Origin of the sequence: Campylobacter sp. CFSAN093249 (assembly GCF_011067895.1) — a bacterium.
In the GTDB taxonomy this organism is placed as follows: Bacteria; Campylobacterota; Campylobacteria; order Campylobacterales; family Campylobacteraceae; genus Campylobacter_D; species Campylobacter_D jejuni.
The window spans coordinates 77387-100913 of record NZ_JAAMWM010000005.1 but is presented as its reverse complement, the minus strand read 5'-3'; the positions used below and the strand labels follow the sequence as shown (position 1 = coordinate 100913).

Sequence of the window (23527 nt, the reverse complement as noted above, 5' to 3'; positions counted from 1 at the left end):
TTTATTGCACCTTAGGAAGATTAATCAAAGCATCATAATACCTATAATAATTTCCTATTTCTTGAGAGTTAAAATCAAAAAAATTACTTTTATATCCACCTATACGAGAATAAAAAGGAACCTGAACGCTAGTTGGCTTGCTTATAGGCACTTCATAAAGCTTATTAAAATCTTGACAATCCACAACTTCTGCATGATTTTCCAAAGCCACAACCAAAATGCCGACCGCATTATCATCACAAAATTGCCTAAAATCTGAACGCTTAGGAGAAAGAGTAGCCGTTCTAATTAATTGTGCTCCAAAAATATCAATATGGGTAAAATATATCTGCGGAAATTCTCTAACAAGTTCATTATAAGTTTGTTCATCAGGAGCAATTACCAATCCTCTATCATAAAGAAAATTTAAAACAACCTCATCACCTACTTTAGGTAAAACATTTGGTAAAGGCAAAGCATCTTGCTTAAGAGCTGAAAAAACACTAAATTCTAATTTTGCCAAACCATTTTTTTTATCTATAACACTTGCTCTAGCGATGATACTTTGCGAATTGCTAAAATGTTGCACTACTACGCCACTTGAATAAAGTTTTATATCATCACTATCTTTAATATAACCATAAATATCATCAACTTTTACAAGTTCACTTTTTATAGGTTTTAAATCAAATCCAACCGCAAAGAGGCTAAGGTTTAAAGCTAAAAAACACACTATAGTTTTAAACAAATTTGCTCCTTAAATAAAAATTTATAGAATTATAATCCTTTTTTGTTAAGCAATTGTAAGAAAAATAAAGTAAAATATAGCTTTCAAATTTCAAAATTCTTTTAAAAATTAAGGTTATCTCATGAAAAAATTATTGCTTTTATTTATTTTTGTTGTTCAAAGTTTTGCAGCTTTAAGTGTTGAAGAGCTAACTTGGGATAATGGAGATACCTTGCTTAAATTCTTACAAAGAAATTCCATACCTATGTCGCTTTATTATGGACTTGATAGAGAAGATCAAGAACTTGCTTCTGATATAGCCTATAAAATAAAATATCAAGTTTTAAAAGATGAAAACAACAACATAGAACAAGTTTTAATTCCAATTAGTGATGATTTACAAATTCATATCTATAAAGATAAAGATGGACAATACACTCTTGCTTTTACTCCTGTATCTTATCAAAAAGAAGATAGAATTTTACATTTAACCATTAAAAGCTCTGCTTATCAAGATGTCTATGAAGAAAGTGGTAGCAGTACTTTAGCTCGTGCTATGGTTCGTGCTTTTCGAGGAAGTATAAATTTTCGCAATATCCAAAAAGGTGATGAAGTAACCCTATATTATGAACAAAAAAGACGCATGGGTAAACTTTGGGGTGATATAAATATAAAAATGGCAATGGTAGAAATCAATAAAAGCGCTAGAGAAGTCTTTTCTTATAATGATATATTCTATGATCGTGATGGCAAAGAATTAGAATCTTTTTTACTTACAAAACCTGTGAATTACACTAGAATTTCTTCTCCTTTTACAACAGCAAGATATCATCCTATATTAAAACGCTATCGTGCCCATCTTGGTATAGACTATGCTGCACCTACTGGAACTCCTGTGAAAAGTGCTGGCAAAGGAGTAGTAACCTTTATAGGCACAAAAGGTGGTTATGGAAATGTAATTCAAATCAAGCATGACTCAGGTTATATGACTTTATATGCTCATCTTAGTCGTTTTGCAAAAATTAAAAACGGACAAAAGGTAAATCAAGGACAAGTAATTGCATATGTTGGTTCAACAGGTATGAGCACAGGGCCTCATTTGCATTTTGGAGTATATTTAAATAATAAAGCTATAAATCCTGCATCTGTTGTAAAAATCGCCAAATCAGAACTTAGTGGAAAAGCAAAAGAGAATTTTAAACATATCATAGCTGGATACGAGCAGGTTGTTAAAGAAGCCCTAGCCTCGAATCAACCTAATCCCCCAAAAGAAGAAGATTTTGAAAACTATATAGAATTTTAATTACTCAACAACGCTTTATCTTTTGCATTGATTAAAGAATTTAGAAGAGTTGCAAGCTCTTCTTTTTCTTTTTCACTAATTTCACAAAAATCTGCATCAATTAATTGTTTCACCAAAGCTTCATTTAACAAATCCCCATCGCCAAATTCTCTAGCTTTTTGAATGATTTTTAACACTCTTAAATCTTTTCTTTCATACATTTTAATCCTTTAAATAAACCACACTCACAAAACGCTTAGGTGTTTTATCGCGACGATAAGAAAAAAAACTCTCATCATCAAAACTACAAATTCCACAATCTTTAATATTTTCAATGCCTAAATTTTGAGCTTGAAATTTTACCAAGGCTTTTAAATCAAGTTTATTATCTTGAACAAATTCTTTAAATTCTTTTTTAGCAAATTCTAAAATTTCTCCATCTATTTCATAATTTTTAGCACAAATTCCAGGTAAAATAAAAAGATGAAATTTATTCTTATCTAAATGTGAATTTTGCATAGTAATTTGATCAACGCATTCTTTTAGGATATTTTCAAAGCTTCCTTTTCTACCTGAATGCAAAGCTGCTATAATGCCACTTTCATGATATAAGATCAAAGGCAGACAATCCGCACTTAAGACACAAAGAGCAGTATTTTTTTCTTTACTTATAAGTCCATCACAACTGAGATTTTTTAAATTTTCATCATAAATGATAACTTTATGAGAGTGAATTTGATCCATAAAAACACATTTTTCAATATCTTTAAAACCTAAATGAGAAAATAAATTCTCATTATGAATTTTAGCCCTAAAAACATTATAATCCTTATCAAAAGCACAAAAAATACCGACTTTATCATTTTCTAATAAAGATAAGAAATTCTTTCCACTTCTTCCCATGATAATCCTTTGTTTTTACCTTGTAATTGTGCATAAATATAACGAGCAAGCAAATCGCTTTCTATATTTATTTTTCTACCTACTTGATAGTCCTTAAAAAGCGTTTCTTTAAAAGTAATAGGAATAATAGTAAGCCTAATACCATTTTTTAAAATTTCATTGATAGTAAGGCTTACCCCATCAACAGCTATACTTCCTTTTTCTGCCATAAATTTCATAGCTTCTTTAGGTAAAGTTATATGAAAATCCACTCCATTTTCATCCTTTTGAATCTTTTCAAGTATACCAATAAAATCAATATGCCCTTGCATAAGATGTCCATCGATTTTATCGCCATATCTTAAAGCAGGTTCTATATGAACTTTATCTTTTAAATTCTCTATAGCTATATGAGTGCGACTTTCGCGAGAAAGTTCCACTTCAAAACCTCCCTCATAAAGTTTTGTCACACTCAAACAAGCTCCATTTACAGCTATACTATCGCCAAGATTTGGACGATGCTTAGCTGTTAAACTTAAAGTATTGTTTTGATAAGATTGAACTTTGGCAATTTCTCTTATGAGTCCATTAAACATTTTTTACCTTAGAAAATCTTATTTAATAATTTATTTACCGCTTTATCCACTTTATTGCCTGTATTTTTAGCACCATCACTCACGCCGCCACCTACTACATTTTTAATAGAATTTAAAACACTTCCTGCATTTAAATTTACTTTAGGATTTTTTGTAGTTCCTGTAATACTTCCTTTAAAATTAGCTCTATCGAGTTTAATATCAAAAGGCAAATTTAAAGCTCCACTTTTAGAATTTAAAGCTCCTGATTGTACTAAAATATAAGAACGATCTGCTTGCATATTAAGATCAAGCTTGATATTTTCTTTTTTAATCAAAGCTTTAGCATTAGCAGTACGATAAACATCATCTGTAATATCTTTTAATGTTAAAATTTTTAAAGCATTGGTAATAAGATTTGGTTTTAATTTACCCTCTTTCATATCCAAATTAACCTCGCCTTCTTCGCTTAAAAGATTGTAATTTGCCTTCATGTCCGCCTTACCTTGATAAATATCCATAAAATCCAAACTCTGAGCTAGACTACTTAAATCCACTCCGTTTAAATCAGCAAGTAAAAGGTTATCTTTAAATGTGCTTTGAAGTTTTCCTTCAAATAAATTTGGACTATTTACAACAAAATTTAAACTCTTATCAAAACCTACCTTTCCATTAAATTCTGCCTTACCTTTAAGTTTTCTATCTAACAAAAAGCCTAGTTTTGAAAAATCATTTATCTTTAAATTAAAATCCGAATTTAAAAGCATCTTACTTATATCAAAACTTCCTTGTAGTTTTGTAAGATCAGCTAAAGATGAATTTAAAACAGAATCAAATTGAGCGATATTGTTTTTAAAATTAATTTTGGTATTTAAATCATAACTTGTATTGTTTGGAAAATTTTTATTTAAAATTTTACTTAAAGTTGCAGCATTTAAAATGCCTTTAGCCTCTAAATTTGCTTTACCATTAAGGTTGTTAAAATCGATATTATCTAAATTAACTTTTGCATTAACAACCCCACTGGCATAATTTGGCATACCTGCTATAACAAAAAGTTTAGATAAATCAAGTTTATCAATGTTCAAATCAAGTTTTTTACCATTTGAATCAGCTTTGATTACGCCATCTGCCAAATTTGCATTTGCATTTAAATTTTGTATTTGAGTACCTATAATATAAGCTTTTGCATTAAGATCTGCCTTACCTTGTAATTTTTGTCCCGCTATAGCACTAAACTGAGACAAATCATCAATAAAAGCATTTAAATCTGTATTTAACTCACTATTTTTTAAATTATAAGTTCCTTGAAGTTTTTTGATATTAAGTAAATTTGAAGCAAGTAAAGCATTGTAAGAAATATTACTATTTTTTGCATTTGCTTTAGCATCAAGACTAAAAATTGTATTTGGAAGTTCTATTTTAGCAATTTTTTTAAGCTCATTGGTGTTAATCTTTGCATTGTTTATTTTTGCCTCAAGATCGAAATTAGAAAAATCCAAATCCGCATTTAAAAGTTTAGCATTTAAATTTCCAGAAACTAAAGCTCCATATCCTGCAAGAGCTAATAATTTTTCCAAACTTGCTTCATTAATATCTGCAAAAATTTTATTATTTTTCAAACTTGCCTTTACCTCTCCACCAAGTCCGATAACTTGAGCATTTAAACTTGATAAGGCATTATTTACAACACTTGTTTCGCCTATCACTCCCAAACTACCATTTAATCTAGTTTTTGTAAGTTTTTCAAGCTTTGCAAGAGAAGGAATATTTAAATTAAAATCAGTACTTAAAATATTCTTACTCATATCATAAAGAGTTTTTTGGGTTTGTAAGTTAAGATAATCATTGTAAATTTTACTTACAGCATAAATCTTATCTTCTTTAACATTGGCTAAAATTTCTGCTTTAGGATTAGAATTTAAAGGCAAGTCTAAAGAAAAATCTTTTTTTATCGCCTCGTAGTTTATATAGCTTGTATCAAGTTTTATGATAATATTTCCATCAGGTTTTAAATTCTGTGCTGAAATTTTTGCCTGAGCATTTAAAAAACCTTTAGCATAACTAGGATAAGATAAAAGATGAAGTATTTCTTCTATCTTAAGATTTTTTGCATCTAAATTTAAAGCGATAGGGCTGTAATTATACATTCTCGCATTTAAAAGTACATTTGAACCTAGTAAGTAACCCCTTCCATCTAAAATAAAATCACTTGCCTTGCCTTGAATTTTACCGCCAAAAGAAAGGTTTTGATTTAAATTTAAACCTAAATTTTTAGCATAATTTTGCTTTAAAGAAATAAGATAGTCAAGATCAAATCCAAGCTTAAAAGGACTCAAAGCTCCCTTGAGATTGAAATCTGCCATATTTGCAATATTTGCTTGCAGTTCAAGACTTGAAAAACGCAAATTAAAACGCGTGATATTTACATCTAATCCCGCATTTTCTTTGATCTTTTTTTGTGCTATATTTGCCACTATATTATTACCAAAACTTGTAAAAAGTATGGTACAAAGAGCGATTAAAAGCACAACAACAAAAGCTACAATGCCATAAAAAATCTTTTTCATTTTTATCCTTTAGTTTATTTTATAAAATAACTTTAGTCTATAAAACTAAACTTTTATAAATATTTTAATTTAAAGTATTGACAAAATTCATTTTTTATAGTATGATATTATCACTCTAAATTAAAGAGTGCTAAAATCAATATTTTTAAGGATGGACAAAAATGAATTTTCAACCTTTAGGAAAGCGTGTTCTAGTTAAACGCGTAGAAGAAACTAAAACAACAGCCTCAGGCATAATTATACCAGATAATGCTAAAGAAAAGCCTTTAATGGGTGAAGTAGTAGCAGTAAGTAAAGAAATCACTGATATTGCAAATGGTGATAAAATCGTGTTTGCTAAATACGGTGGAACAGAAATTAAACTTGATAATAATGAATATTTAGTTTTAAATTTAGATGATATCTTAGGAATTTTAAAATAATTTATAAAAAAGGATAAAAAATGGCAAAAGAAATTATTTTTTCAGATGAAGCAAGAAATAAACTTTACGAGGGCGTTAAAAAACTTAATGACGCAGTAAAAGTAACTATGGGGCCAAGAGGACGCAATGTTTTAATCCAAAAAAGCTTTGGTGCTCCAAGCATTACTAAAGATGGCGTAAGTGTTGCTAAAGAAGTAGAGCTTAAAGATAGTCTTGAAAATATGGGTGCTTCACTCGTAAGAGAAGTAGCGAGTAAAACAGCTGATCAAGCAGGCGATGGAACAACTACTGCAACGGTTTTAGCTCATGCAATTTTCAAAGAAGGTTTAAGAAATATCACAGCAGGTGCAAATCCTATCGAGGTAAAACGCGGTATGGATAAAGCTTGCGAAGCTATAGTAGCAGAACTTAAAAAACTTTCTCGCGAAGTAAAAGATAAAAAAGAAATTGCACAAGTTGCTACAATCTCAGCCAATTCTGATGAAAAAATCGGAAATTTAATCGCTGATGCTATGGAAAAAGTGGGTAAAGATGGTGTTATCACTGTTGAAGAGGCAAAATCAATCAATGATGAATTAAATGTAGTTGAAGGTATGCAATTTGACAGAGGCTATTTAAGCCCTTATTTTATCACTAATGCAGAAAAAATGACAGTAGAGCTTTCAAGCCCTTATATCTTGCTTTTTGATAAAAAAATTGCAAATTTAAAAGATTTATTACCGGTTTTAGAACAAATTCAAAAAACAGGCAAACCACTTTTAATTATCGCTGAAGATATTGAAGGTGAAGCACTTGCAACTTTGGTTGTAAATAAACTTCGCGGTGTTCTTAATATTTCAGCCGTAAAAGCTCCAGGTTTTGGCGATAGAAGAAAAGCTATGCTTGAAGATATAGCGATTTTAACAGGCGGAGAAGTGATTTCTGAAGAACTTGGAAGAACTCTTGAAAGTGCGACCATACAAGATCTTGGACAAGCTTCTAGCGTAATCATCGATAAAGACAATACAACCATAGTAAATGGCGCAGGTGAAAAAGCAAATATTGATGCAAGGGTAAATCAAATCAAAGCACAAATTGCTGAAACAACTTCAGATTATGACAGAGAAAAATTACAAGAAAGACTTGCAAAATTAAGTGGCGGTGTTGCAGTTATTAAAGTAGGTGCAGCAACTGAAACTGAAATGAAAGAGAAAAAAGATCGCGTTGATGATGCTTTAAGTGCTACTAAAGCAGCAGTTGAAGAAGGTATAGTAATTGGTGGTGGTGCAGCGCTTATCAAAGCAAAAGCTAAAATCAAACTTGATCTACAGGGTGATGAAGCAATTGGCGCAGCTATCGTTGAAAGAGCTTTAAGAGCACCTTTAAGACAAATTGCCGAAAATGCAGGATTTGATGCAGGTGTGGTTGTAAATAGCGTAGAAAATGCTAAAGATGAAAACACAGGATTTGATGCTGCAAAAGGCGAATATGTTAATATGCTTGAAAGTGGAATTATCGATCCTGTTAAAGTAGAAAGAGTGGCTTTACTCAATGCAGTTTCTGTAGCTAGTATGCTTTTAACCACAGAAGCAACAATTAGTGAAATTAAAGAAGATAAACCTGCTATGCCAGATATGAGCGGTATGGGAGGAATGGGTGGCATGGGCGGAATGATGTAATATCTGCTCTAACCTCTTATCAGCAAGGATTTTCCTTGCTGATTACCAATTTAATTTAAAAACACTCCCTTGATTTTCTACAGATTCGCAAATAATCTTAATGTCATTATCATCACAAACTTTTTTTACCAAAGAAAGCCCTATACCAAATCCTCCTTGATCGGTATTAAATCTTGTATATCTATCAAAAATATGATTTAAATTTGATTTTGAAATTCCACAACCTGTATCCGCAATACTTAAAAAATTGGCTTTTAAAATTATAGAAATTACTCCACCTTTTTTATTGTATTTAATAGCATTGCTTATAAGATTATCAATCAATTTAGAAATTTGACTTTTAGGAGCAAAAATATTTGCTTGATTTAAATCAAGCTTTAGTGTAATTTTTTTTTGCTCAAAAAATACTTTAAAATATTCCAATCTTTCTTCAAGTAGTATTCTTAAATCAAATTTTTGTTTTTCTGTTTCTAAGGTATTAGGGAAATTATAAAAAACAAGATCAGAATACACTTGAGACAAACTTTTTGCAGCAAGCTTAATCCTTGTAAATTTAGCATTATCTCCTAAATTTTGATGCTCAAGTTGTTCTATACTCATCAAAATAACACTTAATGGGGTATTGAGTTCATGAGTTGAATCTTTAATAAAACGATTTAGTGTGCTGATTTTATCCTCCAAAGGCTTTAGAGCAATTTTTACTAAAATATAAGATATTAAACCCAATATGCAAAAAGCCATAATAGCAAAACCAAAAACTTTCGTTCTAATCCAAAAAAGATCTTTGCCAACATCTTCACCCTGTATTAAAATTTGCAAACCATCGTTAGTATTTACTTCTTCATTGCTAGCATGTCTTAAAAAATAATGATCTGCACTCATAGGAGCAAGGAAAAAAACCTTATTATCACAAATACCTCTACCTTCTTTAAGCTCAATTTTTGCTTTTCTTAAATCAAAATCTATATTACTAAAAACAATCTTTTTAGCATCAAATATAGCAAATTTTAGTGCTGTGCTTTGAGCAATATTTTTTGCACTTATATCTATAGGGGTAAAACGAGAATTTAAGATGCTTATAACAATGTTTCTATGATTTTCTCTCAAAGTGGCACCCTTTAAAACAACTAATTCTTCATATAATTTTTGATACCATAATGCAAAAAAAATAGTTAAAAAAATACCTGTAGTTGTTAGGTAGATTAATAAAATTTGCCTAATGACTTTTTTAGCCATAGCAATATCCCCTGCCTCTTTGGTTTATAATTTTTTCTTTTCCTAAAATTTTACGTAAATTTTTTACATAAGCTCTTAAACTTAGCTCACTAGGCTCCTCATCATAATCCCAAAGTTCTTCAAAAATTCTCTCTGTGCTTAAAAAGTTGTTTTTATTTTTAAGCAATAAAGACAAAAGTTTAATCTCTTTACTCGGCAAAGCCAAAGCTTTATTATTATGATAAAGAATTTGTGTAGTAAATTCGAACCTAAGTCCATCCCCTAAATCTTCAAAATCTTCATTTTTATGTGAAAAAGCTCTTTTAAGCAAAGCTTTAACCCTGATAGATAACTCGGCAAGTTCAAAAGGTTTTTTTATATAATCATCACAACCTGCGTCAAAGCCTTGTTTTAAATCGTTTGTTGTGTTTAAAGAAGTCATGAAAATTGCTGGAGTTTGCTTTCCGCTTTTTCTTAATTCTTTAAGTAATGAAAATCCATCTCCTAAAGGAACTTTTACATCTAAAATCCAAAGATCAAAATATCTTTCATAAGCCATATCTAAAGCTTCTTGCGCATTATCGCATAAAAATACTTCATATCCCTCATCGTTTAAAAACTCTTCAATGATCTCACTCAAGCTCAAATCATCTTCTAAAAGTAAAATTTTAGCAGCCATAATTTAAATCTTTCTAACTTCAAATCTCTTAAATATATATCATTGTATCAAAATTCTTATCAATTATTTAATAAAATTTCATTTTTATTTAATTTATTTTTATCTATAATCCTTTTATACAAATAAATTTTTCCTTAAGGAGTTAAAATGCTTCCAAAATGGGATAACAGCTATAGTGTGCACAATGCTAAAATTGATGAGCAGCATAAAAAGCTTTTTAAACTTGCTGCAAAAGTTGAAGTTGTATCAGATAGATCTGTAAGTAAAAATGAAGTCAAAGAACTTTTGGCTGAATTTTTTAATTATATGAAAGATCACTTTAATGATGAAGAAAAATACATGCAGCTAATAGGCTATCCAAATTTAGAAGAACATCGAAAAATACATAAAGAAATCATCCAAACCATGATTAATTTAATCAAAGATATCAAATCAACCAATGATCTTAAAGAAAAACTTTATATAGTGGCTAAAAAGTGGCTTTTAGAACACATACTATATGAAGACATGAAAGTTGAAAAATGGAGAAGTTCTTCTTTGTCTACAGATGATGGTGGCGATGTTAGCTTTGAAGCAGCAGAAGATGAAGATAATGAGCATCCACAATTTTATCTTTATACCTGTAATTGTCCTGGTAAAATTCACGATGTTCCTTATAGCATTCATCAAAAAATAGAATTACAAGGTCATAAATTTACTTGTAAAACTTGTAAACAAGCTATAAAATTTTACAAAAAATATTCTTAAGGAGGATAAAATGAAACGCAATGTAAAAACTTATTCTTTTAGAATGCCTTTAGAGCTTAAGGAGCGTTTGGATAATTTAAGTAAAAATCTTTCTAAACCAAAATCAACCATAGTAAAAGAAGCCATAGAGGCTTATCTTAATGAAGTTGAAGATTTTTCTTTTGCTGTTAATGCCCTAGAAGAACTTAAAGATGGGGATTATCAAAAGGCAAGTAAAAAAATAGATAAAATTGTCAAAAATCTTAAACAAACAAAATAAAAAACTTTATCACAATTTTTTTTGTGATAAAGACTTATTAATTTTTTATATTAAAATACATTTATGAATATTAAAAATGGAGTTAAAAAAGTGGCTCCGGATGTAGGATTCGAACCTACGACCAATCGGTTAACAGCCGACTACTCTACCGCTGAGCTAATCCGGAATATTTAAAAGTAAAATGTGATTATAGTGAAATTAAAAAACTTTGTCAAGGGTTTTTTCACAAAAATGCATTTTTTATGTAAAAAAATTAATTTACTCCTTAACAATAACACTTTTTAAATTTCTAAAATAAAACAAATTTACCCCATCTTCATATAAATAATCAAGCTTCATTCCATGTGTTTCTAAAATAGTATTTACAATATAAAGCCCTAATCCAAAACTTGATTTTTGTTTTGATCCTTGAGTAAAAGCTTGAGTATAGTATTCTAAAGTATTGTTAAGCTCAGGACCACGATTTTTAAAACAAATATAATCATCTATAATATCAATTTGCACAAACCCATCTTCAGAATGTTTAATACCATTATCTATCATATTTTTAATCGCCGTAGTAAAAAGTTTAAAATCCACATTTACAAAAAAACTTTCTTCCATAAAAATACGTATATTGCTATCATCTCGCATTGCAATTTCTTTGGCTTCATCTAAAACATCTAAAATATTGTATTTTTTTCTATTTATAAAAGCAGCCCCTGAAGTAATTTGCTCAATAGCAGCAAATTCATTAATTAAAATTTCAAGTCTAGTAAAAACCCCATTTAAGCGCTCTTTATATTTATTATCTTCTATCATTTCTAAAGTTAAGAGCCCTTTAGTAATAGGAGTTTTGAGTTCATGCATAATATTTCTTAAAAAAAACTGACGAGATTGGTTTAACTTTCGAATTTGAACAATAGCTTGATAAAAAGCTTCACTTACTTGTGAAATTTCATCCACCCCAGTACTTACATCTTCTATATCACCAAGCTTTCCTTGGGCAAATTTATCAATTTGTTTTTTAAGTCTTTTAAGTGGTTTTAATTTTTTAAATATATAAATATAAAGCAATACAAGAATACAAATCACAGCTACAGCTATAGCTTTGATAATAAAATACCTATAGGTTTGATAATCTTGATCCTTATAAAGATAAACCTTTCCATCATAAATAATATTTAAATACACCTGTCTATTATAAGAAATAATCTCGATTAAGCCATTGTTAACCTCAACCCTAGCTAAAACATCACCTCTAAAAAGAATTTTACGGATCTGCTTTGCTTCTGTTATCTCATCCATTTTATTATAATTTTTTGTCTGCTCTTCAAATTCTTTTTCACTGATAACTCCTGCAAAATTTAAGAGCCTTGCATTAGCTATCAAAGAATATTTTGTGTTTAATTCTCTAGTATAATTTTGCTGATCATATTCTATAAGCCACAAAAAGCCAAGTATAACACTAACCCCAGCAAAAATAAAAATAAAAGTTATAGTATAAAAAATCGAAGATTTATTCATTGAGTAAGCTTATAACCTATTCCACGTATAGAGTGAATATATTTTGGAGTTTTTGGATCATCTCCCATCTTTTGACGAATTCTACTGATAATAACATCTATACTTTTATTACTAGAATCCTCACTAATAGAAGAACAATTATAAACAAGCTCTTCACGACTTACCACTCCACCCTCTTTTTTAATCAAATAGCTTAAAATATCAAATTCAGCATTAGTTAAAGTAAGCTCTTGTCCTTTCATGGTAATAATATGCTTATATTGATCATAAACAAGATCTTTTACACTTTTTGCTATGGCGCTTTTTGTATTTGAAATACGTCTTAAATGACTTTTAATGCGTGCTTGTAATTCTTTTGGATTATAAGGTTTTGGTAGGTAATCATCTGCTCCAAGCTCTAAAGCATTAACCTTATCTGTAATATCATGTCTTGCGCTTGAAACAATAATAGGCGTATCATACTTTTTACGAATCTCTTCACACACTTCAAGCCCATCAAGCCCTGGCAAAGAAAGGTCTAAAATGATAAGCTGATATTCTTTTAATGCAAGCTTAGAAAGACCTATATAAGGTTCATGAGCTATATCAACTTTCATATCAAATTTTTCCAAATATTCAGCTGTAATTTCTGCTAATTCTAAATCATCTTCTATCATAAGAATATTTGTCATAGTTTTCCTTTATTTTAAACTTAATTTTAATTTTAAACTAAAATTTATAACGAAAGGAAAATCCTTCCGTTATTTTTATTTAAGCACAAGCAAAGTCGCAAAACCATTGCGATATACCCAAACTTTGGTAAATTCTTTTTTATTAACTTGTTTTAAAGCTTGTTCTAAATCTTTTAAATTTTTAATTTCACTTTGTCCAACACCTATGATAATATCACCCTCTTGGAAACCAGAATTTTTTCCTTTGCTCTTTTCTTTAACACTATCAACCAAAACACCATTAACATCTTTTGGAATTTGCAAACGATCCTTAAGTCTTGGATCTAAATTTCTCAAACTCAAACCATCAATCAAATCGCTTTGTACGCCTTTAGGATTTTCTTTTTCACCTTTAAGAATAAAACTTGCTTGCTTATTTTCTCCATCTCTTTCGTAACTTAATGAAATTTTTTGACCAATCTCTAAAGTTCCTATATAATTTTTAAGATCAATAGGACTTTTTATAACCTTATCATTAACTTTAGTAACTAAATCTCCACGCTTAAGCCCTGCTTCATCAGCACTTGAACCTTTTTGAACATCAGTGATTAAAGCTCCTTCTTGATTTTTGTAAGCTTTTTTAGTATCACCTTGCAAAGCTAAAATAGTCACACCTAAAAATCCTCTATCAATCTTGCCTTTTTCAATAAGTTTTTTAGCTATATCTTTAACCATATTTGAAGGTATGGCAAAACCTATGCCATTATTTCCACCACCACGAGAAAGAATAGCTGAATTAATACCTACTAAATATCCGCGACTATCCACCAAAGCTCCACCTGAATTTCCTGGATTGATAGAAGCATCTGTTTGTATAAAATTTTCATATTGATTTAAACCTATATTGTCTTTATTTAAAGCAGATATTATCCCACTTGTAACACTAAAACCAACTCCAAAAGGATTTCCAAGTGCAAAAACAACATCTCCTTCCATTAAATCATCAGAATTTGTAAAAGTAATAGCTGAAAGATTATTAGCCTCTATTTTTATAACAGCCAAATCTGTTTTTGGATCTTTACCTATAAGTTTTGCTTTATATTCTATGTCGCTTCCTGGTAAATTCACTGTAATCGTATCAGCATCATCTACAACGTGATTATTTGTTACTATATAACCATCTTTTGAAATAATCACCCCTGATCCCAAAGAACTCACCACTTCTTTATCATTTTTTCCTTTTCTTTGAGAAAAATCAAAATCAAAAAATTGTTTAAAATAAGGATCATTAAAAAAATCATCCAAAGGGCTTGGACGATTTGCTCTTGTAATAGTTTTTGAGGTGGAAATATTAACCACTGATTTTTTTGCATCTTTAATAGAATCATGATAAGAAAGCACTGCATTTCCAGCAGCAGGATTCACACGATTAGCCGTTGCAGTCGATTCGTTAAAATTAATACTTGCAGCAAATAAAGCACTTGCTAAACTTAATGATAAAAAAATCTTTTTCATTTCATTTCCTTTTGTTCTTAAAGATAAATTATCTCGTAAAATATTTTACTGTCTTCATAGTATAAAACCGAAAATTTACAAAATTGTAAATAAAACCTTGAGTGATAAAAATTTATAAAACTTGATTGACTTAGGCTAAAGTTTATGTTATAATTTAATCCTCTATATAATCAAGTAAAAATTTTTAAGGAAATATAACATGAATAGTTTATACGAAACTCTTGGAGTTAGCAAAAACGCTAGTGCAGATGAAATAAAAAAAGCTTACCGTCGCCTAGCTAGAAAATATCATCCTGATATCAACAAAGAAAAAGGTGCTGAAGAAAAATTTAAAGAAATTAATGCTGCTTATGAAATTTTAAGTGACGAAAAAAAACGAGCTCAGTATGATCAATACGGCGATTCTATGTTTGGTGGACAAAGTTTTCATGATTTTTCAAGAAATACTGGTGGGGTAAATTTGGACGATATTTTAAAAGATCTCTTTGGAGGAGGCTTTGGTGGACGCTCAAGAGGGGGTTTTAACGGCTTTTCTTCAAAAGGCTTTAGCAGTGGTTTTGGAGGATTTGGAGGTTTTGAAGAAGAAATTTTAGACAGCAATCTAGAGCTTCACATTCCTTTCGAAAAAGCTGTTAAAGGCGGGGAACATAGTTTTAATTTTCAAGGCGAAACCATTAAATTTAAAATTCCACATGGTATAAAAGAAGGCGAGAAACTAAGAATTCGCTCTAAAGGAAAACAAAGCAGAAATGGAGCTAGAGGAGATTTAATCATTATTGTAAAAATAGAAGAAAGTCCTATTTACACAAGAGAAGATGATGATTTATATCAAAAGGTTGATATTTCTTTAAAAACTGCACTTTTTGGTGGAAAAATAAATATAAAAACACTCAAAGAAGGCAAGGAAGAAGCAACAATTAACATAACGCCTAATTCAAAAAATAACCAAAAAATTCGTTTAAAAGGTTATGGTGTGCAAAATAGAAAAAGTGATATTTATGGGGATATGTATTTGATTTTAAATGTTGTTTTGCCAAATTTAGATACCCTTGATGAAAAATTTATAGAACTCTTAAAAGAAAAATTACCTTAAAGAAAGGAATAAAATATGGAACAGCATTATGATGAACCTGTATATTTAATCAGTGTTGTGGCTAAAGTTTTAAGCATACATCCACAAACCTTAAGGCAATACGAAAGAGAAGGATTGATAGAGCCAAGTAGAACCGATGGCAAAATAAGACTTTATTCTCAAAGAGATATTGACCGTATTAAACTTATATTGCGTTTAACAAGAGACATGGGAATCAATCTTGCTGGAGTAGATGTTATCTTAAAATTGAAAAACCAACTTCACGAATTTGAAAATTTAATTGATGAACTACGCTTAGAATTAAGCAAACAACAAGATAAAGAAGCGGCTAGTAAAGCCGTTGTTAAGCATAAAAATAGCTTTGATTTGATTTTTTATGAGAAAAAATAAAAAATAATGGATAATTTTTTAGAAATTTTTTTAATCACCGTTGCTATAGCTATAGTTTTAAATGTCATATTTAAAAAATTTGAAATTCCAACTATCATTGGATATATAGCTGCTGGAGAAATCATTTCTGAAATTTATCATTTAAGTGGCAAAGGCGAAATCACTCATATAGCCGAATTTGGTATAGTGTTTTTAATGTTTACCATAGGGCTTGAATTTTCTTTTAAGCATTTAATGGCAATGAAACAAGAAGTTTTTTTAAACGGCTCTTTGCAGATGCTTACTTGTGGCTTTGTTTTTATGTTACTTGCTATAGGAATTTTAGGACTTGGAGATAAAAGCGCTACTATAGTAGGCTTTGCACTAGCGCTTTCTTCAACCGCAGTGGTGCTTAAAATTTTAAATGATAATGGCGATATAAATGAGCAATATGGTAGAAAAGCATTGGGAATTTTGCTTTTTCAAGATATAGCCGTTATTCCTTTGCTTTTGCTTGTAGATATTTTTTCATCCAACAATCAAAACATAGAAAAACTCCTTTTTACCACTTTAATTTCAGCACTTATTTTAATCACTTTATTATTTTTCATAGGTAAATATCTAGTGGATAGAATTTTTAGACTCATTATCCACACTTCTTCTCAGGAAATTTTTATTAGTACTGTTTTATTTATGGTTATTGGAGCAAGTTTTTTAGCAAATTATTTTGGATTTTCTTATTCTTTGGGTGCTTTTATAGCAGGTGCTTTGATAGCAGAAACAAAATATAAACACAAAATAGAAGCGGACTTGATCCCATTTAGAGATTTGCTTTTAGGGCTTTTTTTCATAACTGTAGGCATGCAAATTCAACTTGATGTAGTGGCACAAAATTGGTTTTTAATCATAGTTTTAACCCTTCTTGTAATGGCTTTAAAATTTGGCATAGTTTTTGGCTTTTTATTTCTTTACACCAAAAAAAGAGTAGCGCTTAAAACAGCTTTTGCCATAGCTCAAATTGGCGAATTCGCCCTAGCAATTTTTTCTCTTTTACAAGCAAAAAATATGCTTGATATCAAAACTTCACAAATTTTAATTGTTGTTTCTATTTTAACCATGATTATCACGCCTTTTATTTTAAACAATATAAGAAAAATTACCAATGTTGTAGAAGATATAGCACTTAATACCAACGCTGTGCAAAATATTGACAGCAATATCAAGCTGAAAAATCATCTTGTTGTTTTTGGCTATGGACGCTTAGGACAAGAAGTCGTACAAAAAATCAAAAACACAGGCGTACCTTATCTTGTTTTAGAAAGTGATTTAAATTTAGTAGAACTTGGAGTTAGTCGAGGTGAAAATGTCGTTTTTGCCAATGCTGCTCAAGAAGAAACCTTAAAAATTGCCAATATAGAAGAATGTGCCGTAGCTATTATCACAGTTACAAATGAAGCTAAACTTGAAATTTTATGTCAAGTGCTAGCTAATTATCCAAAACCTATAGACACCATCATTCATGTAAATGGAACTTTAAAAAAGATGCTTTTTTCTAGCATAGATGAAAATATACGCATCATTCGCTCTGAAAAAGTAATCGCTAGAAATTTAGTTCAAGAAGCGCTAGAATGCCGCATTCACAAAAATACCTAAGGAAGAATTTTGACAAAAAATGAAGAAAAAGCCTTACGCGTAAAATACCTAAGAAATCTTGAAAAATTTTTCAATGGCGCTATATCTGCACTTAAAAAAGAAGATTTTGATAAAACTAAATTTGAAGAAAGAATGTTAAAAAATGCTAAATTTTTTGAAAAAAATCCCGCGGTAAATCTTAACTCAACCTATGCAAAAAATCTTGAATTTTTTGTCAATGCTTGTTTAGATTTTTCCAAAGAAAAAAACGAGCTTTTAAATCTTGCCAATGCTTTAGATAAGCAAAAAAAACAAGGTGAGAAAAAAGAAAAACATAAAAATTATTTAAAGGATTATGAATGATTAATGTATTTTTTGATATGGATGGAACTTTAATCGATAGTGCAAATGCCATTTCTTGTGCAGTCAATGAAATAAGACAGGATTTAAACCTAGCCCCACTTTCAAGAGAAATCATTATGCAAACCATCAATACTCCCAATATTGACTGGGCAAAAGAACTTTACAATATAGAAAATTTCCATCATTCTAGTTTTAAAGAAGGCTATGAAAAATATTTTGTCAAGCACTATGAACAAAGCGTGGTGCTTTTTGAAGGAGTAAAAGAACTTTTAGAATTTTTAAAAAGCAAAAATTGTTTTTTAGCTATTGCTACTAACGCCCCGCAAAGCTCACTTTCAAACATACTTAAAAAACACGATATCATTCCTTATTTTGATAAAATTTTAGGCGTAAGTTTAGGCATAGAACCCAAACCTCATCCTATGATGCTAGAGCTTTTAAAAAGCGAGGCTCCATATAAAACAAGCGTTTTTATAGGAGATAGTCAAAAAGATAAAGAATGTGCTAAAAATGCTAATTTGCCTTATTTTCATGCCAAATGGTATCAAAAAAATTTAAAAGAAAATGAATTTAGCAACGCTAGTGAACTTAAAGGCTTTTTGCAAAAGTATTTATAAGTTTTTTAATGAAATTTTAGTTAAAATTAGAAATAAATTTTAAAAAGAGTAAATTATGAGTGAATTATTAATAGAAATTGGTACAGAAGAATTACCTGCTATTCCTTTGCTAAAAGAATTAGCTAATATAGAAAAAAAATGGAGCAATGTTTTAGAAGAATACCGCTTGGTAAGTGATTTTAAATTTTATTATACTCCGCGTCGTTTAGTTTTTTTTCATGAAAATTTTGCAGACAAACAAGAAGATAGCTTTGCTGAATTTATAGGAGCACCTAAAAATGTTGCTTATAAAGATGGAGTTTTAACTCCTGCGGGACAAAGCTTCCTGCAAAAAGCAAGGATCAGTGAAAATGAACTCTCTTTTAAAGAAATCAAAGGCAAGGAAGTTTTGTACCATCAAAAAGCTATTAAAGGTTTGCAAAGTCAAGAAATTTTAGGAGAAATGGTAGAAAAATTTCTAAAAAGTCTTAGTTTTGGCAAAAGTATGCGCTGGGGTGCAAATTCTTTTGAATTCATCCGTGCGATCCGTTCTATAGCTTGCATTTTAAATGATGAACTTGTTAATTTTCAAAGCTATGGAGTAAAAAGTACTAAAAAAACTTTCATTCACAGAAGCGTAAGTTATGATTTGCAAGATTTTAACAATGCAAAAGAATATTTTGAACTACTAGAAAAAAACTATATCATCCTTGATCCAATCAAAAGAAAGGAAAAAATACTTGAGCAATTTAAACTCATAGAAAGTCAAAAAAATATACAAATTGGAGAAGATGAAGAGCTTTTAGCTGAAGTAGTTGCTATCACAGAATATCCTAATGCACTTTTAGGAAGTTTTGAAGAAGAATTTTTAGAAATTCCTAGCGAAGTAATCATCACTTCAATGAGAGAAAATCAACGTTATTTTGCAGTTTTTAACGATAAAGGCTTAAGTAATCATTTTATAGTAGTAAGTAATGCAGTATGTAAGGATTATTCAAAAATCATACATGGAAATGAAAGAGTTTTGCGTGCAAGACTTAGCGATGCAATGTTTTTTTATCAAAATGATTTACAAAATGGCTTAAAACCCGAAAAACTTGCCAAAATGACCTATCTTGAAGGTTTAGGCACAATGCAAGATAAAAGTTTAAGAGAGATTAAAATTGCTGAAATTTTATGTCAAATGCTCCATAATGATAAAATCGAAAATATCAGCACAGCACTAAAATACGCCAAAGCAGACTTAGCCACACAAATGGTTTATGAATTTACTGATTTGCAAGGCATTATGGGAAGTTATTATGCGCAAAAAATGGGCTTAGATTATCAAATTTGCTTAGCCATCAAAGAACAATATCTTCCTAATTCCGAACAAGCTCCACTTCCAAGTACAGAATTTTCAAGCATAGTAGCCCTTGCAAACAAGCTTGATACCCTTATAGGACTTTTTAGCATAGGAAAAATTCCAAGCGGAACAAAGGATCCTTATGCCTTAAGAAGAGCTGCCAATGGGATCATTAAAATTGCTTTAAATTTAAATAAAGAATTTGATATCCAAATTTTATTAGAAAAACTTTCAAATCATTATAAAAGCTTTGATATGCAAATTTTAAAAGATTTTATTTTTGAAAGACTTTATACTTTTTATACAGTCAATGCTTCTTTTGTAAAAGCGGTTTTAAGCTCACAAAATACAGATCTTATCCATATCAATCAAAGCGTAAATGCTCTTATAAAACTTAGCAAAAAAGATAATTTTAATGAAAATTTTGCAACCTTTAAAAGACTAGCCAATATCGCCACTAAAAATCCTCATAAAGTTGATGAAAGTCTTTTTGTTCAAGAAGCAGAAAGTAAACTTTACAAAGCTTTTCAAGAAAAAACTAAAGCCAACTCTTTACAAGAAAAACTTGAAAATCTTTTTGCACTTAAGCCTTTTATTGATGAGTTTTTTAATCAAGTGATGATTAATGCTGAAGATGAAAAACTTAAAAATAATCGCCAAGCTTTGGTTTATGAAATTTATGCGGAGTTTTTAAAAATCGCCGATCTTAAAGAGTTAAGCTTATGAAAGCCTTATGGCTTTTTTTAAGCCTTACTCTTTGGCTTTTTGGAGCTCAAAATTTAGAACTCATCAAAGGTCAAGCTTTATTTTTGGAGCTAGATAAGAAAGATTTTTTATCTTTAAAAAATAATGGTAAAAATATTCCCACTTTTACACATCCTAAAAATCAAGAAAAAGTTCTAGCTATTTTTTCCTTACCTTACAAAAATCCCCCGCAAAATACAAAACTTATCGCATTTTATAAAGATAAAAAAGAAGAAATTTTCATAAAAACTTTAGAAGGTAATTATAAAAGTGAAAAATTGCAAGTTGAAAACAAAAAGATTTTTCCACCAAAAACCATACAAGAACGCATCACTAAAGAATTAAAAGAAGCCAATGCGATTTATAGTTCTTATACTCCAAAAGCTTTATTTAACGGTGCTTTTAATATACCTTTAAATTCTTTTATCACAAGTGATTTTGGCAAAGCAAGAACTTTTAATGAAAAAGTAGCAAGTTATCATAGCGGAACGGACTTTAGAGCTGCCACAGGAACACCTATTTATGCAGCCAATTCAGGTGTAGTAAAAATTGCAAAAGATCGTTATTTCGCAGGAAATTCAGTAGTCATTGATCATGGTTTTGGAATTTATTCACAATATTATCATCTTTCTAAAATCGATGTTAAAATAGGACAAAAGATAAAAAAAGGTGAATTTATAGGACTTAGCGGGGCTACAGGTAGGGTAAGTGGGCCGCATTTGCATTTTGGAATTTTAGCTGGAGGCAAACAAGTTGATCCTTTGGATTTTGTATCCAAATTTAATGCTATTTTTCAATGAAATTTAGTGACTTTTTCCATGCTTGGCTCCATGAAAGCTATTATAAAAATGCTGTAAGTATAGGAAAAAACGGAGATTTTTTTACTGCTGTAAGCGTAGGAAATCTTTTTGGCACACTTTTAGCCAAGCATTTTTTAAATTTAATAGATAAAAAAATTTTACAACTCCCTTTAGAACTTGTAGAAATAGGCGCTAATGAAGGATATTTAAGTCGTGATTTTTTAGCCGCTTTGCTTGAATTAAGACCTGAAATTTTTTCTCAAATTTCTTTTTTCGTCATAGAACCGCATGAAAAATTAAGAACTTTACAAAAAAAGACTTTAGAAGGAGTGGAATTTACTCACAAAAATAGTCTTAAAGAATGCCATTTTAAGAACGCTTTTTTCTTTTGCAATGAACTTTTTGATAGTTTTGCTTGCGAACTTATAGATCATGATAAAATGGCATTTGTAGAAAATTTTAAACTTATTTTTAAAAATATGGATGAAAATTTAATCACAAAATGCAAAGCTTTAAATCTTAAAAAAGGTGAACTCAGTTTAGAGCTTGAAAATTTTTTTAAAGATTTAAACCAAACTTGTGAGAGATTTATATTTGCGGGATTTGACTATGGAACTTTAAATCCACAAAGTTTTAGCTTAAGAATCTATCAAAAGCACGAAGTTTTTAGCCCTTTTAAAGTATCTTTAAAAAATTTTTTCTGCAAAAGCGATCTAACTTATAATGTCAATTTTACTCATCTTCAAAAACTCATCAAAGAATATGATTTTAAACCTTTAGCTTTTAAAAAACAAAGTCTTGCTTTAATGGATTTTGGTTTTGAAGATTTATTAGAATACACAAAAAATAAAAACATTAAAACTTACGAAAGTTTTTTATCTCAAGCTAAAATTTTATTTTTTAATTTTGATGAAAAATTTCATTTTTTCGAATTTCAAAAAAACTAAAATTTTATATTTTTCATACTCGCTAAACAAACCCCCTCCCTTAAACCCTCATCAATGACTAGAAGTTTATGTTTATCAAACAAAGCATAAAACAGCAAACAACCTGCACTCAAATAATTTTTTCTCATCGCGCCTACTTCTTTTATAGCCTTTTTTTCTTCCATATGAAAAAGTTTAATAGCATAATTTAAAAAATCCTTATGGTAAAGTTTTTTACCATTTACTTTAGTTGCTTCATACTTTTCATAGCTTATATTTTGTTTTAATGCGCTAAGTGTGGTAGGAACTCCGGAATTTAAAACCACCGTTTTAGCCCCTAAAGAACGAAGTTCCTTTTTAATCATAGCCACCTCATCAAAAGCCCTAAAAGCTAGATGCTTTAAATAGGGATTTGCAATTAAAAAATGAATTTTAAGTTTTTTATCTTTAATATTTATGATAAATTTAGGATATTTTTTTATTAATTTTTTATAAGAAATACAAGATTTATAATAAGAATGGTAATTTTTTTCATAAAAACTAATAATACCAAAATCAAAACTTTTAAAACTTTTTCCAAAAGAAAGCTCACAAGAAGCCCCTCCTAAATCACAATACGCAAACTCTCCCCAAATTTTAAGCCTTCTTAAACCTGATTGCATACCTAAAACACTGATCTTAGCTTCACTTTTGGCATCTATAAGCTTAAAATCAATCCCAAATTCTTTTTTTAAATGGGCAAAAATTTCATTTGTATTGCTTGCCTTTCTAAAAGCTGCAGTCGCTACAGCTCTCGCTTTGCTTAAATCTTGCTCTTTAGCTAAAATACTCAAAGTATTTTTTAATCTTTGTATGGCTTCTTTAGAAATTTCTCCACTTTGATTTAGATTTTTCGCTGCCCCAATAACAAATTCATATTCTTTTAATTTATTTAATTTTTCATCCATTTGTACTGCTCTTAAAGTATTTGAACCAAGATCTATACCTAACATG

Annotated in this window: 24 protein-coding genes and 1 tRNA gene; 13 read left to right on the top strand and 12 right to left on the bottom strand. The window is 29.7% G+C overall.

Features of this window, described 5'->3' with window-relative positions:
• Position 1 precedes the first annotated feature (1 nt).
• Entirely contained in the window at positions 2-727 is a 726-nt protein-coding gene (locus tag FBF10_RS04330) for a plasminogen-binding N-terminal domain-containing protein (RefSeq protein WP_002852692.1), read from the bottom strand.
• Between the two features lie 121 nt (positions 728-848).
• On the opposite strand from FBF10_RS04330, the gene FBF10_RS04325 reads away from it, so the two are divergent.
• Positions 849-2009: a M23 family metallopeptidase gene (locus tag FBF10_RS04325; RefSeq protein ID WP_002852845.1), complete on the top strand. Its 1161-nt coding sequence runs from the start codon at positions 849-851 to the stop codon at positions 2007-2009.
• Here FBF10_RS04325 and FBF10_RS04320 read toward each other — a convergent pair.
• Genes FBF10_RS04320 through FBF10_RS04305 form a run of 4 tightly spaced genes read right to left on the bottom strand, consistent with a single transcriptional unit; the run spans position 2006 to position 6015 of the window.
• Complete coding sequence (locus tag FBF10_RS04320; RefSeq protein WP_002859287.1) at positions 2006-2209, bottom strand: hypothetical protein; 204 nt, start codon at positions 2207-2209, stop codon at positions 2006-2008. The genes FBF10_RS04325 and FBF10_RS04320 overlap by 4 nt on opposite strands.
• A 1-nt stretch (position 2210) precedes the next feature.
• Complete coding sequence (locus tag FBF10_RS04315) at positions 2211-2891, bottom strand: polyphenol oxidase family protein (protein ID WP_002859288.1); 681 nt, start codon at positions 2889-2891, stop codon at positions 2211-2213.
• On the bottom strand, positions 2855-3466 hold the full coding sequence (locus tag FBF10_RS04310) for a riboflavin synthase (RefSeq protein ID WP_002887834.1): 612 nt from the start codon (positions 3464-3466) through the stop codon (positions 2855-2857). The genes FBF10_RS04315 and FBF10_RS04310 overlap by 37 nt, the downstream gene beginning before the upstream one ends.
• Positions 3467-3474: 8 nt before the next feature.
• A complete protein-coding gene (locus tag FBF10_RS04305) occupies positions 3475-6015 on the bottom strand; it encodes a hypothetical protein (protein WP_165433897.1) in 2541 nt (846 codons plus the stop codon).
• 161 nt (positions 6016-6176) lie between these two features.
• On the opposite strand from FBF10_RS04305, the gene groES reads away from it, so the two are divergent.
• Positions 6177-6437, top strand: a complete 261-nt coding sequence (gene groES / locus FBF10_RS04300; protein WP_002825273.1) for a co-chaperone GroES — start codon at positions 6177-6179, stop codon at positions 6435-6437.
• Positions 6438-6457: 20 nt separating this feature from the next.
• A complete protein-coding gene (groL, locus tag FBF10_RS04295; RefSeq protein WP_002859291.1) occupies positions 6458-8095 on the top strand; it encodes a chaperonin GroEL in 1638 nt (545 codons plus the stop codon).
• A gap of 42 nt (positions 8096-8137) precedes the next feature.
• Here groL and dccS read toward each other — a convergent pair whose 3' ends face one another.
• Together dccS and dccR are read right to left on the bottom strand one after the other, a co-directional pair.
• Positions 8138-9331, bottom strand: coding sequence for a two-component system sensor histidine kinase DccS (gene dccS / locus FBF10_RS04290; protein ID WP_032581139.1), 1194 nt, complete (start codon positions 9329-9331; stop codon positions 8138-8140).
• Positions 9324-9989, bottom strand: coding sequence for a two-component system response regulator DccR (dccR, locus tag FBF10_RS04285; protein WP_002884392.1), 666 nt, complete (start codon positions 9987-9989; stop codon positions 9324-9326). Before dccR ends, dccS begins: the two co-directional genes overlap by 8 nt.
• Before the next feature lie 147 nt (positions 9990-10136).
• On the opposite strand from dccR, the gene FBF10_RS04280 reads away from it, so the two are divergent.
• Both FBF10_RS04280 and FBF10_RS04275 read left to right on the top strand, forming a co-directional pair.
• The gene (locus FBF10_RS04280) at positions 10137-10736 is read left to right on the top strand and encodes a bacteriohemerythrin (protein ID WP_002859294.1); all 600 of its coding nucleotides are present in this window, start codon (positions 10137-10139) and stop codon (positions 10734-10736) included.
• Between the two features lie 10 nt (positions 10737-10746).
• Positions 10747-10995, top strand: a complete 249-nt coding sequence (locus FBF10_RS04275; protein ID WP_002853192.1) for a ribbon-helix-helix domain-containing protein — start codon at positions 10747-10749, stop codon at positions 10993-10995.
• Positions 10996-11086: 91 nt separating this feature from the next.
• Here the strand turns inward: FBF10_RS04275 and FBF10_RS04270 are convergent.
• From FBF10_RS04270 to htrA, 4 genes are all read right to left on the bottom strand, one after another.
• Positions 11087-11161, bottom strand: a tRNA-Asn gene (locus FBF10_RS04270).
• Positions 11162-11253: 92 nt separating this feature from the next.
• Positions 11254-12501, bottom strand: a complete 1248-nt coding sequence (locus tag FBF10_RS04265; protein WP_002853241.1) for an ArsS family sensor histidine kinase — start codon at positions 12499-12501, stop codon at positions 11254-11256.
• Entirely contained in the window at positions 12498-13172 is a 675-nt protein-coding gene (locus tag FBF10_RS04260; protein WP_002853196.1) for a response regulator transcription factor, read from the bottom strand. The genes FBF10_RS04265 and FBF10_RS04260 overlap by 4 nt, the downstream gene beginning before the upstream one ends.
• A 75-nt stretch (positions 13173-13247) precedes the next feature.
• On the bottom strand, positions 13248-14666 hold the full coding sequence (gene htrA, locus FBF10_RS04255) for a serine protease HtrA (RefSeq protein ID WP_002853235.1): 1419 nt from the start codon (positions 14664-14666) through the stop codon (positions 13248-13250).
• Between the two features lie 199 nt (positions 14667-14865).
• Here htrA and FBF10_RS04250 point away from each other — a divergent pair, with 199 nt between their 5' ends.
• From FBF10_RS04250 to FBF10_RS04215, 8 genes are read left to right on the top strand one after another with little or no spacing between them, the layout of a single operon-like run.
• Positions 14866-15759 (top strand): DnaJ family protein, encoded by an 894-nt coding sequence (locus FBF10_RS04250; RefSeq protein ID WP_002860449.1) that lies wholly within the window; start codon positions 14866-14868, stop codon positions 15757-15759.
• A 15-nt stretch (positions 15760-15774) separates the two neighbouring features.
• Positions 15775-16149, top strand: a complete 375-nt coding sequence (hspR, locus tag FBF10_RS04245; protein WP_002853230.1) for a heat shock transcriptional regulator HspR — start codon at positions 15775-15777, stop codon at positions 16147-16149.
• A gap of 6 nt (positions 16150-16155) precedes the next feature.
• Entirely contained in the window at positions 16156-17781 is a 1626-nt protein-coding gene (locus FBF10_RS04240; protein WP_002859297.1) for a cation:proton antiporter, read from the top strand.
• Positions 17782-17790: 9 nt separating this feature from the next.
• Positions 17791-18123, top strand: coding sequence for a hypothetical protein (locus tag FBF10_RS04235; protein ID WP_002867367.1), 333 nt, complete (start codon positions 17791-17793; stop codon positions 18121-18123).
• Complete coding sequence (locus FBF10_RS04230; RefSeq protein WP_002853160.1) at positions 18120-18740, top strand: HAD family hydrolase; 621 nt, start codon at positions 18120-18122, stop codon at positions 18738-18740. Before FBF10_RS04235 ends, FBF10_RS04230 begins: the two co-directional genes overlap by 4 nt.
• Before the next feature lie 55 nt (positions 18741-18795).
• A complete protein-coding gene (gene glyS / locus FBF10_RS04225) occupies positions 18796-20790 on the top strand; it encodes a glycine--tRNA ligase subunit beta (RefSeq protein ID WP_002887855.1) in 1995 nt (664 codons plus the stop codon).
• Positions 20787-21608, top strand: coding sequence for a M23 family metallopeptidase (locus FBF10_RS04220; protein WP_052789819.1), 822 nt, complete (start codon positions 20787-20789; stop codon positions 21606-21608). The genes glyS and FBF10_RS04220 overlap by 4 nt, the downstream gene beginning before the upstream one ends.
• The gene (locus FBF10_RS04215; RefSeq protein ID WP_020247061.1) at positions 21605-22555 is read left to right on the top strand and encodes an SAM-dependent methyltransferase; all 951 of its coding nucleotides are present in this window, start codon (positions 21605-21607) and stop codon (positions 22553-22555) included. Before FBF10_RS04220 ends, FBF10_RS04215 begins: the two co-directional genes overlap by 4 nt.
• On the opposite strand, the gene FBF10_RS04210 is transcribed toward FBF10_RS04215, so the two are convergent.
• The gene (locus FBF10_RS04210; RefSeq protein WP_020247062.1) at positions 22552-23526 is read right to left on the bottom strand and encodes a Ppx/GppA phosphatase family protein; all 975 of its coding nucleotides are present in this window, start codon (positions 23524-23526) and stop codon (positions 22552-22554) included. The genes FBF10_RS04215 and FBF10_RS04210 overlap by 4 nt on opposite strands.
• Between the last annotated feature and the right edge of the window lies 1 nt (position 23527).